The following is a 15,092-nucleotide window of genomic DNA, read 5'->3' on the forward strand; positions in this document are numbered from 1 at the left end:
GGCACCTCCGGGACCATCGTATCGCGTCCCTTGCGCCGGGTCAACCCGCTGGCAGGGGCCGATTTCCGGTGGACACCCCGGGCCCGTCCCCCATAATGCCCCCATGCAGATTCCCGCCGACAACTCCATGGTCGTCCTGGCCGTCCTGCTCGCGTTCGGCGCCGTGTGCGGCCAGCTCGCCCGCCGTGCCCACCTGCCCTCGGTAACGGGGCAGATCCTCGCCGGCGTCGTCCTCGGGCCGTCGGTGCTGCACGTCTTCGGGCACGAAGCCACGGTGAGCCTGCGGCCCATCGTCCACTTCGCCCTGAGCCTGATCGCCGTCGATGTCGGCACCCACCTGCACCTGCGCCAGCTGCGCAACGCCTTCCGCCGCCTCGGCCTCCTGCTGCTGCTCGAAGCGACCGTGACGCCCCTGCTGGTCTACGTGGCGGTGGTGTTCGGGGCGGGCGAGGACTGGACCCTGGGCACCCTCTTCGGCGCCCTGGCCATCTCCACGGCGCCGGCCACGGTCATCGCCATCGTCAAGGAGACCCGCTCGAAGGGCGTCTACGTGCGCACCCTGGTGGCGGCCGTGGCCCTGAACAACATCGCCTGCATCGCCCTCTTCGAGATGGCCCACACGGCGGTCACCGTGACCATGGACCCGGCGGGCGGCGTCTCGGCGGCCAGCGTGCTCGTGGCGCCCCTGGGCCAGCTCCTCGGCGCCCTGGCCATCGGCGGCTGCGTGGGGGCGGCGCTGGTCCTCGGCAGCCGGCACGTGATCCACGCCGAGCAGCTGACCACCGTCTCGATCATCGCCATCTTCCTGGCCACCGGCCTGGCCGACTGGCTGGGCGTCTCGAACCTGCTGGCGTGCCTCTTCGTGGGCATGACGATGGTGAACCTGGCCCCCGAGAAGGAGGAGATCGGCCACCGCGTCTTCGCCAACTTCGAGCCGGCGATCCTGGCCGTCTTCTTCACCCTGGCCGGCCTCGAGCTCGACTTCGGCTTCCTGGCCCAGGGCTGGATCATCGTCGCGCTCTTCGTGGCGGCGCGGGGGCTGGGCAAGATCCTGTCGGGCCTGATCGCCATGCGGCTGGCGGGCGCGACCGACAACGTGCGGCGCTACCTCGGTTTCGGCCTCGTGCCCCAGGCGGGCGTCGCGGTGGGCCTGCTGCTCGAGGTCCAGGACAACCCCGTGCTGGACGAGATCAGCGCCTTCATCCTGGCCATGGGCGTGACCGCCGTCGCCATCAACGAGATCGTCGGTCCGATCCTCGTGCGGATCGGCCTGGCCCGTTCGGGCGACCTCGGCAAGGACCGGGCGCGGCTGATCGATTTCATCCACGAGGAGAACATCGTCACCGGCTTCCGCGCCGATTCGAAGGAGGCGGCCATCCGGCAGCTCACCGACCTGCTCTGCGAGAGCCACGGGCTGCAGATCGACCGCGAGCGCTTCGTGCAGGGGGTCCTCGCACGCGAACACGCCATGTCGACGTGCATCGGCCGCGGCCTGGCCGTGCCCCACGGGCGCCTCGACACGGGCGACAGGCTGGTGGGGGTCATGGGGGTCAGCCGCGAGGGGCTGGCGTTCGGCACGCCGGACGGCCTGCCGGTGCGCTGCATGGTGCTCATGGCCACCCCGCCGGACGCCCGCCGCCGCCATCTGGAGGTGCAGGCGGCCCTGGCGCGGTCGGTGGGCGCCGACTGGAGCCTGCAGCTGCAGCTCTACAACGCCCGCACCCCGGCCCACGTCTACGAGATCCTGCACAACGAGGAGTTCGAGGACTTCAACTACTTCCTCGACGAGGCGAGCCAGGAGCGCGAAACCCGTCCGGCTGCCGCCGACTGAGCCGCTCCCGGCGGTCAGACCAGGGCCAGCGCCTGCCGCAGGTCCCCGACGATGTCCTCGACGTTCTCCAGACCCACCGAGAGCCGCACCATGCCGGGGTCGATGCCCACCTGCCGCAGCTCGTCCTCGCTGTAGGTCGAGTGGGTCATGGTGGCCGGATGCTCGATCAGCGTGTCCACGTCGCCGAGGCTCACCGCCAGCGTGCACAGCTTGACGTTGTCCATCACCACGCGGCCGGCTTCGCGCCCGCCCTTGACCAGGAAGCTGATCATGCCGCCCGGCCCGCGTTGCTGCCGCCGGGCCAGGGCGTACTGGGGGTGGGTCTTCAGGCCGGGGAAGATGACCTGGTCGACCTTGGGGTGGTAGGCGAGGAACTGGGCCACCTCGGTGGCGTTGGCCATGTGCCGGTCCATGCGCACGGGCAGGGTCTTCAGGCCGCGCAGCAGCAGCCACGCGTTGAAGGGGCTGATGCAGCCGCCCACGTCCCGCAGGGTCTCCATGCGGGCGGTCATGATCCAGTCCTGCCGGCCCACCAGGATGCCGGCGACCGTGTCGCCGTGGCCGCCGATGTACTTGGTGGCCGAGTGCATGACGATGTCCGCCCCGAGCTCGAGCGGGTTCTGCAGGTAGGGCGTGCAGAAGGTGTTGTCCACCAGCACGGGGATGCCGCGGGCGTGGGCGATCTCCGCCACCGCCGCGATGTCCGTCAGCACCAGGGTCGGATTCGCCGGCGTCTCCAGGTAGATCAGCTTCGTGTTGTCCTGGATCGCCGCCGCGAAGTTGGCCGGATCCTGCGCGGGCACCTCGGTCACGGTGATGCCGAACCGGGGCAGGGTCTGGGTGAAGAGCTGGTGGGTGCCGCCGTACAGCGTGTCGCCGGCCACGATGTGGTCGCCGGCGCGGCAGCAGGTGAGCACCGCGGTGGTGGCGGCGGCCATGCCGCTGGCCAGGGCCAGGGCCGCCTCGCCCTTCTCGAGGTACGCCATCTCGGTCTCGAGGGCGGTCTGGGTCGGGTTGCCCAGGCGCGTGTAGACGTAGCTCGGGTCCTCGCCGCGGAAGACCGCGGCCCCGTGCTCGGCGTTCTCGAAGGCGAAGGTCGAACTCTGGAAGATGGGCGTGCTCACGGCCCGGATCGGCTGGTCGCCCTCGTGCTTGTCCAGGTGCTTCTTGCCGTGGATGCACAGGGTCGCGAAGCCGGGTTCGTTCTTCTTCTGGTCCATCAGCGCCCTCCCTTGGCGCGGCCCGAAAAACGGGCCCGCAGCGCGGCCACCCGGTCCTCGGCCTCCCAGGGAAAGTCCAGGCCGGGCCGGCCGAAGTGGCCGTACACGGCCGTCGGGCCGTAGATCGGCCGCCGCAGGTCGAGGCTCTCGATGATGCCGGCGGGCGAGAGGTCGAAGACGGCCGCCACCGCCTCCTCGAGGCGCCGGTCGGGCTGTGTGCCGGTGCCGAAGGTGTCGACGGTCACGCTCAGGGGCTCGGTCATGCCGATGACGTAGGCGATCTCCACGCTGCAGCGCCGGGCCAGGCCCGCCGCGACGATGTTGCGGGCCACCCAGCGCGCGCCGTAGCTGCCGCTGCGGTCGGGCTTGGTGGGGTCCTTGCCGCTGAAGGCCGAACCGCCGTGTCCGCAGGCGGGCCCGTAGCAGTCGACGGTCTGCTTGCGGCCGGTGAGGCCGGCGTCGGCCCGGGGGCCGCCCTCGATGAACGTGCCCACCGGATTGATCAGCACCGCGGTGTCGGGCGTCAGCAGGCCGGTCGGTTCGAGCACGGGCTTGATCACCAGGCGCTTGAGGTCGCGGCGCAACCGGGCCAGGTCGGCATCCGCATGGTGGTGCGCCGAGACCACGACGGTGGTCAGGGCCACGGGTTTTTCGTTCCGGTACCGAACCGAAACCTGCACCTTTCCGTCTGGATAGAGGAAGGGCAGCTTGCCGCGCGTGCGCACCCGGCCCAGCTGCTCGGCGAGCCGGTTGGCCAGGAAGGCGGGCACCGGCATCAGTTGGGTGTCCACGGGCAGAGTCCGGCCCTCGTCGGTGGCGTAGCCCACGCACACGCCCTGGTCGCCGGCCCCCTTGCGGTCGACGCCGAGGGCCACGTCGCCGGACTGCTCCTCGAGCATCACCAGCACGGCGCAGCTCTGGTGGTCGAAGCCGGTGGTGGGGTCGTTGTAGCCCACCGCGGCCAGCGTCCGTCGGACCACCGCCGAGATGTCCAGGTAGCACTTGGTCGTGATCTGGCCGGTGACGATGACCATGCCGGTGGTCGCCATGACCTCGCAGGAGACGCGGGCGTAGCGGTCCTCGGACAGCACCGCGTCGAGGATCGCGTCGGCGATCTGGTCGCAGATCTTGTCGGCGTGGCCGGCGGTGACGGATTCGGCGGTCTGGATCCACTCGCGGGTCTTGGCGGCGGGCATCGCGAAAGCCTCCGGGAAGGGGTCCGGGCGGGCGGACCGGGGCCGGGCCGGCGGGCGAAGTTCGCGCTTTGCAAATGCCCGGCCGGCTGAAACAATCACGGTTCGGAAGCGTCTAGTGCGCGTTCCGCTTCTTCAACAATGGATGGGCCCGTGAACAAAGTCAACCGCAGCCGGACGGGGTCGGACTTCGGCATCTCCGTGTCGGACCTGAACTTCGCCTACCTCAAGACGCCCGTGCTGAAGGGCGTCGACTTCCGTCTCGAGAAGAAGGCCGTCGGCCTGCTCGGGCCCAACGGGTCGGGCAAGACGACGCTCCTGCGCTGCCTGCTCGGCCAGGTGCCCCTGAAGGCGGGCCACGTGTCGGTCCTCGGCTGGGACATGGCGGGCCAGGCCCGGGCGGCCCGGGCCGGCCTGGGCTGGATGCCCGAGACCGGCGGCATCATCCCCGGCATGAGCGGCGTCGGCCTGGTGGCCTACATGGGGGAGCTCTCGGGGCTGCCGGCGCGGGACGCCATGCAGCGCGCCCACGAGGTGCTGCATTTCGTCGGCCTCGCCGACGAGCGCTACCGGCCCTGCGACAAGTACAGCCAGGGCATGAAGCAGCGCCTGAAGCTGGCCCAGGCCCTGGTCCACGACCCGGACTGGATCTTCCTCGACGAGCCCACCAGCGGGCTCGATCCGCGGGGGCGCGTGGCCATCCTCGACCTGATCCGCGACCTCGCCCGCAACAAGGGTCTGGGGGTGATCCTCTCGACGCACCTGCTGGCCGACGTGGAGACCGTCTGCCAGGAGATCCTGGTGCTGCGGCAGGGCGAACTCATGGCGCGCGAAGAGGTGGGCGCCGGCACGCGCGAGCCGCGTCAGATCTTCGAGGTCGAGGGCTTCGGCGACAAGGAGGCCTTCGTGAACGGCCTCGCGGGTCTGGGGGCCGAGGTGGGCGAGGAGAACCGCCTGCTGCTGGTCACTCTCGATCTGGGCCGCATCGAGGGCGCCGCCACCGGCGACGGTTTCGACACGGCGGCCGGCGTGCGCGCCATCCTGGGCGTCGCCCGCACCCACGACTTCGCCCTGCGCCGCCTGCGGCGCCGGCCGGTCACCCTGGCCGAGGAATTCTATCGCATGGTGGAGGCCTGACATGCCCGTCTACGACCGCGGATACACCCACTGGGAACCCTCCGGGCGCCGGGCCTACCCGGCCTGGTGGGTCATCGCCCGGCGGGGCATCACCGAGCCGCTGAAGAAGCGCTGGCTGCTGCTGCTGGTGCTGGCGTCGTGGGTGCCGGCCATCGTCAAGGGCGGCATCATCTACTTCAAGCTCAAGGCCGGCAACCTGGCCGACATCGCCGTGGGCAACTGGACCAGCATCGACCCCGAGGGCTTCCTCGCCTTCATCGAGGGCCAGCGCTTCGCGGTGTTCGTGATCCTGGCCATCGTCGGCGCGGGGCTCATCGCCACCGACCGGCGCGACAACGGGCTCTCGCTCTACTTCTCGCGCCCCCTGAACCTCGGCCACTACGTGGGCGGCAAGGCCCTGATCGTCGTCTTCTACTACTTCCTGGTGACGCTCTTCCCGGTCTACGCCCTGTGCCTCTTCGCCTTCCTGATCGCGCCGGACGCCACGGGCCTGGACATGCTGCTGCTGACGCCCCTGCGCGCCACGGCCTACTGCGCCCTCGCCGGCGTGAGCATCAGCCTCGTGCTGCTGGCCTTCAGTTCGGCGGGCAAGCGCTCGATCTTCGTCATGGTGTGGTGGGCGATCATGGTCTCGGGCACCGAGACCCTCAGCGCCGTGGCCGAGGGCCTGGGCAAGGACAACCTGCAGGTGCTGAACTTCCTGGGCCAGTACCACAACGCCGGCGCGCCGCTCTTCGCGGCCCCGGCGCGGCTGGGGGTGTCGCCCGTGGCCAGTTTCATCGCCCTGCTCGTCTGGACCCTCGGCGCCGTCTGGCTGCTGCGCCGCCAGATCCGGCCGGTGGAGGTGGTCTCATGATGGGGGCCGGCGTGGGCAACGAGGCCGCCCGCATCAGCGCCGAGCGGGTCGGCAAGTGGTTCGGCGAGGTCATCGCCGTCAACAACTGCACCCTCAGCGTGGGCACGGGCGTGGTGGGCCTGCTGGGCGCCAACGGCGCGGGCAAGTCGACCCTCTTCAAGATGCTGGCCGGGCTCATCGAGCCCAGCCACGGCACGGTGCGCGTCTTTGGCCGCGAGCTGCGCAACGACGTGGGCTGGTACCGCCGCGTGGGTTTCTGTCCCGAGAGCGACGCCCTGCCGAGCTGGATGACCGGGCGCGAGTTCCTCTCCCTGATGCTGCGCCTGATGGGCCTGGAGAAGGCCGAGGTCGAGCGCCGCACCGACTACTGGCTCGAGCGCTTCGAACTGACCGGCGCGGCCCACCGCCGCATGGGCGGCTACTCCAAGGGCATGCGCCAGAAGATGAAACTGGCCCAGGCCCTGGCCCACGATCCGGACGTCATCTTCCTCGACGAGCCGCTCAACGGCATGGACCCGGTCAGCCGCAAGCAGAGCATCGACCTGGTGCAGGAGCTCGGTCGCGAGGGCCGCACGGTGCTGGTGTCGAGCCACATCCTGCCCGAGGTCGAGTCCATGACCAGCCAGATCATCCTCATCGACCGGGGCAAGGTCCTGGCCGAGGGCGGCGTGGCCGAGATCCGCGACAAGATCCCCGAGCATCCCACGACCGTGGCCCTGGTCTCCGACGACGTGCGCCGCCTCGCCGGCTTCCTCGTCGGCCAGGACCACGTCAAGGGCGTCGACATCGAGGCCGCCGGCCGCGTCGTCGTGCGCACCGACCACGCCCTCGGCTTCTACCGGGCCCTGCCCGGCTGGATCCTCGAGAACGACCTGACCGTGGACGAGATCCTCACCTTGGACGACAGCCTCGAGGCCGTCTTCCAGTACCTGACGGAGCGATAGGCCATGAGCGACACCCTGAGATCCGCCGCGCCGGCCCCGCGCCCCGCCGCCGTCGACACCGGCCACGCGCCGCTGCCCAGCCTGACGGCCGTGTCGTGGCTGGCCTGGTTCAGCTTCCGGGAGATGTCCCGCCGCAAGCGGCTGCTCAGCCTGGCGGCCATCAACCTGCTGCCGGTGCTGGTGGTGCTCTCGATCCGCATCTGGTTCCCCGACGAGGGCATCACCGCGCAGATGCAGCTGGCGAGCCTCAGCTACGAGGTCATCATCCCGTTCCTGATCCCCATCACCGCCATGGCCGTGGGCATCCCGGCCATCGGCGAGCAGATCGACGACGGCACGATCGTCTTCACCTGGACCCGTCCCATCAAGCGCCGCGCCATCTTCCTCGGCCGCCTGCTGGCGGCGCAGGTGGTCTCGATCGCGCTCATGTCCGGCGCGCTGGTGCTCTGCTTCCTGATCATGGTCAGCCAGGGCCTGGGGGTCATCGACTGGGCCTTCCTGAAGCTCTACCTGATGACGTTCCTGATCATCGCCATCGGCGCCGTGTCCTACGCGTCGGTCTTCGCGGCCATGGGCACCCACTTCCGCAAGCCGGTGCTGCCGGCCATCCTCTTCGCCTTCGGCTGGGAGAACCTCGTCACGAACATCCCGGCGCGGGTCCAGGAGTACGGGCTGCGCTTCCACCTGCGCAACCTGATCGAGCAGCCCCAGTCCGTGCCCGACGACCTGCCCGGCCTGCTCGGCGCCATCCTGACCCAGGCCTTCCAGCGCGACCCGGTCCCCAAGCTCCAGTCGGTGGCGGTGCTGCTCGGCGTGGCCCTGGTGGCCACCCTGGTCGGCACCTGGCTGCTGAAGCACAAGGAGATCACCAACTGAGATGAAGCCGGTCGGAGCCGAGTTCTTCGCGCGGGCCGCGCCGGACGTGGCCCGCGATCTCTTGGGGGCCGTGCTGCGCGTGCGGGCCGCCGACGGGCGCGCGACCGCCGGCCGCATCGTCGAGGTCGAGGCCTACGGCGGCCGCGACGACCCCGCCAGCCACGCCCACCGCGGGCCCACGCCGCGCAGCGCGGTCATGTTCGGCCCCCCCGGCGTGGTCTACGTGTACCTGATCTACGGCATGCACCACTGCCTGAACCTGGTCACGGGACCCGCGGGCGAGGCCGGCGCCGTGCTCGTGCGCGCCGTCGAACCCCTGGAGGGGCAGGCCCTCATGGCCCGTCGCCGCGATCTGGATGCCCACCGCCACCGCCCGCGCGACCTGGCCGCCGGCCCCGGCCGGCTCTGCCAGGCCTTCGGCATCGATCTCGCCTGGAACGGCCTGCCCGTGGACGACGGCGGCCCCGACGAGGGTGACGGTCCCCGGTTGGGCATCGTTCCGGCAGCGGCCCCGCCCACCTGCGCCACCGGTCCACGCATCGGCATCACCCGGGCCGCCGACCGGCCCCTGCGCTTCGTCATCCCGGACAGCCATTGCCTCAGCCGCTGAATCCGCTTATCCATGTCGGGTGCTCCGGAGCCGGCACGGCGGCAATTGTCCTGCAACCCGTGCCCGGCCGGTTCCGTAGGGTCGTTTGACATCGCCGAGGGGGAGTGTTAGCCTGCGGCGCGGATTCCCACCCGATTCGCGCGAGGCCCCGGATTCCAATGGCCTTGTTGCTCCAGTTTCCCATTCCGGACGGAAGCGACGTTTCCGCCGGTCCGTTTGCGCCCGGTTCCCGGCCCCTCCGGCCGGGAGCCCCAACCGTGGAGGCCTCCATGCCCGCGAAGTTCCGAATCCCGAGCCTTCTGGCCGCGGTCGCCCTGCTGCTGACCGCCGGCCTGGCCGGCGCCCAGACCTACCTCGATCTCGAGAGCCAGGTCCAGGAGTTCACCCTCGACAACGGGGTGCGCTTCATCGTGCTCGAGGACCACTCGGTCCCCGTCTTCAGTTTCCGCACGTTCGTCAACGTCGGCAGCGCCAACGAGGTGCGCGGCGTCACCGGCCTGACGCACATCCTCGAGCACATGGCCTTCAAGGGCACGCCCGAGATCGGCACCGACGACTACAAGGCCGAACTGAAGGCCATGGCCGGCGAGGACGCCGCCTTCGCCGCCCTCAAGGCCGAACGCCTCAAGGGCGTCAACGCCGACCCCGCCCGGCTCGAGGAGCTCGAGGCCGCCTTCACCGCGGCCAAGGACGCGGCCCGCGAGTACGTCGTCACCAACGAGTTCGGCAAGATCGTCGAGAACAACGGTGGCCAGGGCCTGAACGCCTACACCAACAGCGACGTGACGGTGTACCTGTACAACATGCCGAGCAACCGCCTCGAGCTGTGGGCCTACATCGAGGGCGCCCGCATGGCCAAGCCCGTCCTGCGCGAGTTCTACACCGAGAAGGACGGTCCGGTCACCGAGGAGCGCCGCATGCGCACCGACAACAACCCGATCGGCCGCATGATCGAGCAGTTCCAGAACCTGATGTTCATGGCCAACGGCTACCACCACTCGACCATCGGCTACATGTCCGACCTCGAGAACATCAGCCGCGCCGACTGCCAGAAGTACTTCGACGACAACTACGTCGGCCGCAACATCGTCGTCTCCATCGTGGGCGACGTCGACGCCGCCGAGGTGAAGAAGTACGCCGCGAAGTACTTCGGCGACATTCCCGCCGGCGATCCCGAACCGGTCGAGACCCTCGAGCCGAAGCAGCTCGGCGAGAAGCGCCTGGTCATGAAGGATCCCAGCCAGCCCGTCTTCGTCGCCGGCTACCACATCGAGAACGTGCGCCACCCGGACTGGCCGGTGTACGAGGTCATCGCCGACGTGCTCGGACAGGGCCGCACCAGCCGCCTCTACACCAGCCTGGTCAAGGAGCAGGGCATCGCCGTGCAGGCCATGACCTTCCCGGGCTTCCCGGGCCAGAAGTTCCAGACCGGCCTGCTCGCCTTCGCGATCCCCGTCAAGGGCAAGACCGCCTACGACATCGAGGACGCGGTGTACGCCGAGATCGACAAGATCGTCGCCGACGGCATCACGCAGGACGAGCTCGACGGCGTCAAGCAGCGCGCCCGGGCCAACTTCATCCGCGGCCTGCAGGGCAACGCGGGCATGGCCAGCCAGCTGGCGTGGTACCAGACCTACTACGGCGACTGGCGCGAGCTCTTCAACGAGGTCGCCCGCATCGAGGCCGTGACCCTCGACGACGTCAAGCGCGTCGCCGCCGACGTCTTCGCCCCGACGAACCGCACCGTCGCCCTCATCGAGACCGAGGACAGCGGGTCCTGACCGGAAACCGCGGCTCCCCGCAGCGGAGCCGGAAAGGATTGAGAACATGCAGCGAACGAACCGGAAGGCGGGCCTGGCGCTCCTGGCGCTGGCGGCCGTCATGGCCGTGGCGGCCCCAGCCGCCCTGGCCAAGAAGCCCTGGGAGAAGATCGAGATCCCCGAGCTGAACCCGATCCAGATGCCCGACTACGAGCGGGTCCAGCTGGACAACGGCATGGTCCTGTACCTGGCCGAGGACCACAAGTTTCCCCTCATCGAGCTGAGCGCGACCATCGACGCGGGCAGCATCTACGAGTCGGCCGACAAGGTCGGTCTGGCCGAGATGGCCGGCACGGTCATGCGCACCGGCGGCACCGCGACCCGCAGCGGCGACGACATCGACGCGCTGGTCGAGGCCCGCGGCATGTCGGTCGAGACCTGGATCGGCCAGAACAACGGCGGCGCCTACCTGTCCGCCCTGAGCGAGGACGTCGACCTGGGCCTCGAGCTCCTGGCCGACATCCTGCGCCATCCGGCCTTCCCCGAGGACAAGATCAAGCTGGCCAAGGAAGAGCAGAAGGCGGGCATCAGCCGGCGCAACGACCAGCCCATGTCCATCGCCCAGCGCGAGGGCCGCAAGGCGATCTTCGGTCCGGACCACCCGCTGGCCCGGCATCCGGAGTACGACACCATCGCCGCGGTGAGCCGCGACGACATGGTGGCCTTCCACCGCGACTTCTTCGGCCCCGACCGCACCTACCTCGTCGTCATCGGCGACTTCGACCGCAAGGCCATGGTCGACAAGATCAGGACGGCCTTCGACGGCTGGGCGCCCGCGGCCAAGCCGAAGCCGGCCGACCCCGAGATCCCCGACTTCCCGCGCACGGTGAACATCGTCGACAAGGGCGACCTCACCCAGACGACGATCCTGATGGGGCACAAGGGCATCCGCGCCGACGATCCCAACTACGCCGGCGTGCAGGTGGCCAACAAGATCCTGGGCGGCGGCTTCGCCACACGCCTGTTCAACGAGGTGCGCAGCCGCCAGGGCCTGGCCTACAGCGTGGGCAGCAGCTCGGGCACCGGCTTCCGCAACCCGGGCCTGTTCATGGCCTTCACCATGACCAAGAGCGAGTCGAGCCAGAAGGCCGCCGAGGCGGTGCTGGCCGAGGTGAAGAAGATGACCACCGAGGAGGTCACGGACGAGGAGCTGGCCCAGGCCAAGGACGCGATCCTCAACTCCGAGGTCTTCAACTTCGATACCGAGCGCGAGATCCTCGATCGGGCCGTCATGTACGAGCGCTTCGGCTACCCGGCCGACTTCCTGCAGAAGTACCAGGAAGAGGTCAAGAACATGACCAAGGCCGACGTGCTCGCGGCGACGCAGGCCGTGTGGCGGCCCGACGACATGACGGTCTTCGCCGTGGGCAACTACGCCGACTGGGACGGGGACTTCTCGACCTTCGGTCCGGTGACCATGGTCGACATCACGATCCCCGAGGCCTCCCTCGACATCCCCATGGCCACGCCGCTGAGCCTGGAGAAGGGCAAGGCCCTGATGATGGCCGCGGCCGAGGCCGCCGGCGGGCAGGCGAAGCTCGCCGCCATCGGCTCCTACAAGGAGACCCTCGTGCTCGACGCCACGGTGCAGGGCATGGAGCTGACCTTCACCATCGACAAGACCGTGGTCTATCCGGACAAGATCCACACGGTCCAGAAGACGCCCTTCGGCAACATGAAGAGCGTGGTCAACGGCGACAAGGGCTGGGCCGAGTCCCCCATGGGCAACAAGGACATGGAGGCCGCCGACGTGGCCGAGGCCAAGGAAGAGCTGAAGACGGACACCATGGGCATGATGCGCTACATGGACGAGTTCACCTTCCAGGCCCTCGAGCCCCGCACCATCGAGGGGCACAAGTGCAACCCGGTGTACGTGACGGGCGTCGGCGACTACCGGATCGTCTACCTCGACGCCGAGTCCAACCAGGTCGTGATGGTGCAGCAGCAGGGACAGAATCCCGGCACGGGGGCGCCTGCCACCCAGAAGGTGTACGTGGACGAGTACCAGGAGCTCGGCGGCCTGGTCATGCCGAAGAAGCTGCGCATGACCTACGACGACGAGCCGTTCGCCGCGGGCACCGTGGAGTCGTTCACGGCGAATCCGCAGGTCGACATGGGCCTGTTCGACAAGTAGGACCGGCGTCGACAGCCGGAAGAAGCGACGGGCGGCCCTGCGGGGCCGCCCGTTCGTCTGCGGGGGACAGGCCCGCGGTTGACCGTCGCGGGGGCGGGTGATACCCTTCGTCCCGGATGAGATATAGCTGCTTCACGGTCTACCCGAGAGATGAAAAATGAAGTGCGCGAGCTTCGACATTCCTCGGGGGCGTCGCCAATGAAGCAGCTATGTCTTTATCATAGCACATAAACACACATGAAATCGAGATCTTTTTGTGATTTTATAATAAAGTTCGGCATGAGGGCAGAATCGGCCAAAGAACCCCGGCCACGGAGGAATGGGGCCATGGCGCCACCGCGAATAGACGCGGATCCGGCGGGTATTTTTCCGGCATTCCCGCCCGTGCAACCCGTTCGCGGCCGTTGCGTAGGGGAGGGGTCGCCACCGTTCCCGTCTGACCTGCCGCCCTGGAGGACGCCCCATGTTGCTCGAAGCGATCGTCCTGCTGACCCTGCTCATGGTCGCCCTGAGCGTCGGCATGCTGCTGCTCAAATTCGTCTTCGCCGTCGTGATGATTCCCGTCAAGATCGCCTTCGTGTTGACCAAGGGACTGCTGGGGCTGGTGCTGTTCCTCCCGTTGCTGCTGCTCTTCGGCGTCCTGTTCTCGGCGGTCGCCCCGCTCGCCGCGGCGCTGCTCTTCCTGCCCCTGCTGGTCTTCGGCGGCGTGGCCGCGAAACTCGTCGGCTGCTGACCGGACGGCTTCTGGCCGCCCTGCTCCTGCTCGCGGCCTCCGGGGCCCGGTTCGCCCCGGGGGCCGCGTACGCTGCCGCATCGGCCGCGGGCGATCTCGGGCCGGTCGAACTCGATGCCCGCACCGTACCCTGGTCCGACGTGAACCGCTTCGCCCTCGCGGCGGGCTTCTTCCCGCCCGCCACCCGCCCCGTCTCCGGGGCCGAACTCGCCGACCTGCTCGATCGCGTCGACGCCGCCGCCCTGGGCGGCGCGGCGCCCGCCCTCGCCGACGATGCCGAGTACGCCCGCCTGCTCTGGCTGCGCGCGCGTTTCCGCGGCGAGTCGGGGCTCACGTGGTCGGGCTGCCCATGCAAGACGCACCCGCCGCGCGTCCGCATCGGCGGCCGCGTCCTGGCGGGCTTCTCCGGTCTCGGCGACGTCGTGCCCGACGAGGGCGGCCTGGGCTGGCCCGCCGGCACCAACCTCGCCTTCGAGCCGGCGGTCGAGGCCGCGGCCGGGGTCTTCTGGACCGCGGTGACATGGCGCCTGTCCGGCCGTCTCGCCGCCGGCGGTGTCGATTTCGCCGGCACCGACGGCACCGATCCGCTCACCTGGCCGGACTGGCATCCGGGCACCGGTCGCCGGGACACGCGCGACTGGCGCCTCGACGACGGCGCCTGGCGGGGCCGGCTGACCCGCGCCGTCGTGGGCGCCCGCCTCGGCCGCTGGGCCCTCTCGCTGGGTTGGGACCAGCGCCTGACCGGACCGGGCCTGAGCGGCGACCTGAACCTGGACCACGGCGGCCTGGCCTTTCCGGCCCTGACCGCCCGCCGCACGGCTCCCTTCCGCTGGTCCGGCATCATGACGCACCTGGCCCCGGACGACGCCCTGCTGCGGGTAGGGCAGCTGTCGCGCCGCGAGGTCCGCTACGCCGATCCCTTCGGCAACCACTTTAAGCAGGCTCGGCCCTGGTTCTTCCAGTGGTTGGTGGGCTGGAACGTCACGTCCTGGTTCCGCGCCCACGCGACGCACACGGTCATGGCCACGGCCCGCGACGGCACCCTCTGGCCCGATCTCCTGCAGATCAACTTCCCGGTCATCGGGACCACCTGGCGCGAGGGGGAGAGCGGGCCCATCACCGACCGCATCTTCTCGGTCCAGTTCGAGTTCCGCTGGCGCGACGCGCCCTGGCCGGTGCTGCCGGCGGAGGCGGGTCGGCTCTACTGGAACTATGGTGGGACCGATTTCCTGCCCTCGGGGCCGTGGGGCGTCGTGCCCGAGATCTCGATCCCGGCCAGCGTCGCCGGTTGCGAGCTGCTGAGTGCGGCCTGGGACGCGGCCTTCGAGATCAGCGAGTTGTGGCACGACAAGGGGCTGTGGTACTCCAACGGGGGCTACGTGGAAGGCTACACCCACGAGGGCACCCTCATCGGCCACCCCCACGGCGGTTCGTCGGAGGGTTTCATGGGTCTGCTGCGCTGGCGCCCGGGCGCGCGGCGCTGGGAGTGGGTGGCCCGGGGCGAGGGGCTGCGCTGGGGCACCCCGGGCCTGACGCCGGGATCGGGCAGCCGCCGCGGTCTCGGTCTGAGCCTGCGCCGTCGCCCCCTCGCGGGCACGGCGCCCGCCATCTGGGAGGTCGGCGTGGAGTGGTTCCGCGAGAAGGCCGACCCGGAGAGCTACGAGCCGGACCACACGACGGCGTCGCTGGTCAGTCGCGACTGGTGGCGCCTGACCTGCCGGATCGGCATCTGACACGG

Annotated in this window: 12 protein-coding genes; 10 read left to right on the forward strand and 2 right to left on the reverse strand. The window is 69.7% G+C overall.

What is annotated here, in order from left to right; translation table 11 throughout:
- The first annotated feature begins 103 nt into the window (after nucleotides 1–103).
- The gene (locus tag KDM41_01480; GenBank protein MCB1182072.1) at nucleotides 104–1,831 is read left to right on the forward strand and encodes a cation:proton antiporter; all 1,728 of its coding nucleotides are present in this window, start codon (nucleotides 104–106) and stop codon (nucleotides 1,829–1,831) included.
- Between the two features lie 14 nt (nucleotides 1,832–1,845).
- Here KDM41_01480 and KDM41_01485 read toward each other — a convergent pair whose 3' ends face one another.
- Together KDM41_01485 and metK are read right to left on the reverse strand one after the other, a co-directional pair.
- Nucleotides 1,846–3,051: an aminotransferase class I/II-fold pyridoxal phosphate-dependent enzyme gene (locus KDM41_01485; GenBank protein MCB1182073.1), complete on the reverse strand. Its 1,206-nt coding sequence runs from the start codon at nucleotides 3,049–3,051 to the stop codon at nucleotides 1,846–1,848.
- Complete coding sequence (metK, locus tag KDM41_01490; protein MCB1182074.1) at nucleotides 3,051–4,247, reverse strand: methionine adenosyltransferase; 1,197 nt, start codon at nucleotides 4,245–4,247, stop codon at nucleotides 3,051–3,053. Before metK ends, KDM41_01485 begins: the two co-directional genes overlap by 1 nt.
- Nucleotides 4,248–4,397: 150 nt before the next feature.
- Here metK and KDM41_01495 point away from each other — a divergent pair, with 150 nt between their 5' ends.
- From KDM41_01495 to KDM41_01535, 9 genes are all read left to right on the forward strand, one after another.
- Nucleotides 4,398–5,381 carry an ABC transporter ATP-binding protein gene (locus tag KDM41_01495; protein MCB1182075.1) on the forward strand — a complete coding sequence of 328 codons (984 nt, stop codon included), beginning with the start codon at nucleotides 4,398–4,400 and terminating at the stop codon, nucleotides 5,379–5,381.
- 1 nt (nucleotide 5,382) lies between these two features.
- Nucleotides 5,383–6,237 carry a hypothetical protein gene (locus KDM41_01500; protein ID MCB1182076.1) on the forward strand — a complete coding sequence of 285 codons (855 nt, stop codon included), beginning with the start codon at nucleotides 5,383–5,385 and terminating at the stop codon, nucleotides 6,235–6,237.
- A complete protein-coding gene (locus tag KDM41_01505) occupies nucleotides 6,234–7,181 on the forward strand; it encodes an ABC transporter ATP-binding protein (GenBank protein MCB1182077.1) in 948 nt (315 codons plus the stop codon). Before KDM41_01500 ends, KDM41_01505 begins: the two co-directional genes overlap by 4 nt.
- 3 nt (nucleotides 7,182–7,184) lie before the next feature.
- Complete coding sequence (locus tag KDM41_01510; GenBank protein MCB1182078.1) at nucleotides 7,185–8,057, forward strand: ABC transporter permease subunit; 873 nt, start codon at nucleotides 7,185–7,187, stop codon at nucleotides 8,055–8,057.
- 1 nt (nucleotide 8,058) lies between these two features.
- Entirely contained in the window at nucleotides 8,059–8,667 is a 609-nt protein-coding gene (locus tag KDM41_01515) for a DNA-3-methyladenine glycosylase (GenBank protein MCB1182079.1), read from the forward strand.
- 269 nt (nucleotides 8,668–8,936) lie between these two features.
- The gene (locus KDM41_01520) at nucleotides 8,937–10,448 is read left to right on the forward strand and encodes an insulinase family protein (GenBank protein ID MCB1182080.1); all 1,512 of its coding nucleotides are present in this window, start codon (nucleotides 8,937–8,939) and stop codon (nucleotides 10,446–10,448) included.
- Between the two features lie 46 nt (nucleotides 10,449–10,494).
- On the forward strand, nucleotides 10,495–12,621 hold the full coding sequence (locus KDM41_01525) for an insulinase family protein (GenBank protein ID MCB1182081.1): 2,127 nt from the start codon (nucleotides 10,495–10,497) through the stop codon (nucleotides 12,619–12,621).
- Nucleotides 12,622–13,084: 463 nt separating this feature from the next.
- Nucleotides 13,085–13,354 (forward strand): hypothetical protein, encoded by a 270-nt coding sequence (locus tag KDM41_01530; protein ID MCB1182082.1) that lies wholly within the window; start codon nucleotides 13,085–13,087, stop codon nucleotides 13,352–13,354.
- A 140-nt stretch (nucleotides 13,355–13,494) separates the two neighbouring features.
- Nucleotides 13,495–15,087: a hypothetical protein gene (locus KDM41_01535; GenBank protein MCB1182083.1), complete on the forward strand. Its 1,593-nt coding sequence runs from the start codon at nucleotides 13,495–13,497 to the stop codon at nucleotides 15,085–15,087.
- Nucleotides 15,088–15,092 lie beyond the last annotated feature (5 nt).

This window comes from bacterium (assembly GCA_020440705.1).
Lineage (GTDB): Bacteria > Krumholzibacteriota > Krumholzibacteriia > LZORAL124-64-63 > LZORAL124-64-63 > JAGRNP01.

Coding starts and splice junctions, on each gene's coding strand:
- KDM41_01520 (MCB1182080.1), top strand. CDS start 8,937: ATGCCCGCGAAGTTCCGAATCCCGAGCCTTCTGGCCGCGGTCGCCCTG.
- KDM41_01485 (MCB1182073.1), bottom strand. CDS start 3,051: ATGGACCAGAAGAAGAACGAACCCGGCTTCGCGACCCTGTGCATCCAC.
- KDM41_01500 (MCB1182076.1), top strand. CDS start 5,383: ATGCCCGTCTACGACCGCGGATACACCCACTGGGAACCCTCCGGGCGC.
- KDM41_01515 (MCB1182079.1), top strand. CDS start 8,059: ATGAAGCCGGTCGGAGCCGAGTTCTTCGCGCGGGCCGCGCCGGACGTG.
- metK (MCB1182074.1), bottom strand. CDS start 4,247: ATGCCCGCCGCCAAGACCCGCGAGTGGATCCAGACCGCCGAATCCGTC.
- KDM41_01530 (MCB1182082.1), top strand. CDS start 13,085: ATGTTGCTCGAAGCGATCGTCCTGCTGACCCTGCTCATGGTCGCCCTG.
- KDM41_01510 (MCB1182078.1), top strand. CDS start 7,185: ATGAGCGACACCCTGAGATCCGCCGCGCCGGCCCCGCGCCCCGCCGCC.
- KDM41_01480 (MCB1182072.1), top strand. CDS start 104: ATGCAGATTCCCGCCGACAACTCCATGGTCGTCCTGGCCGTCCTGCTC.
- KDM41_01525 (MCB1182081.1), top strand. CDS start 10,495: ATGCAGCGAACGAACCGGAAGGCGGGCCTGGCGCTCCTGGCGCTGGCG.
- KDM41_01505 (MCB1182077.1), top strand. CDS start 6,234: ATGATGGGGGCCGGCGTGGGCAACGAGGCCGCCCGCATCAGCGCCGAG.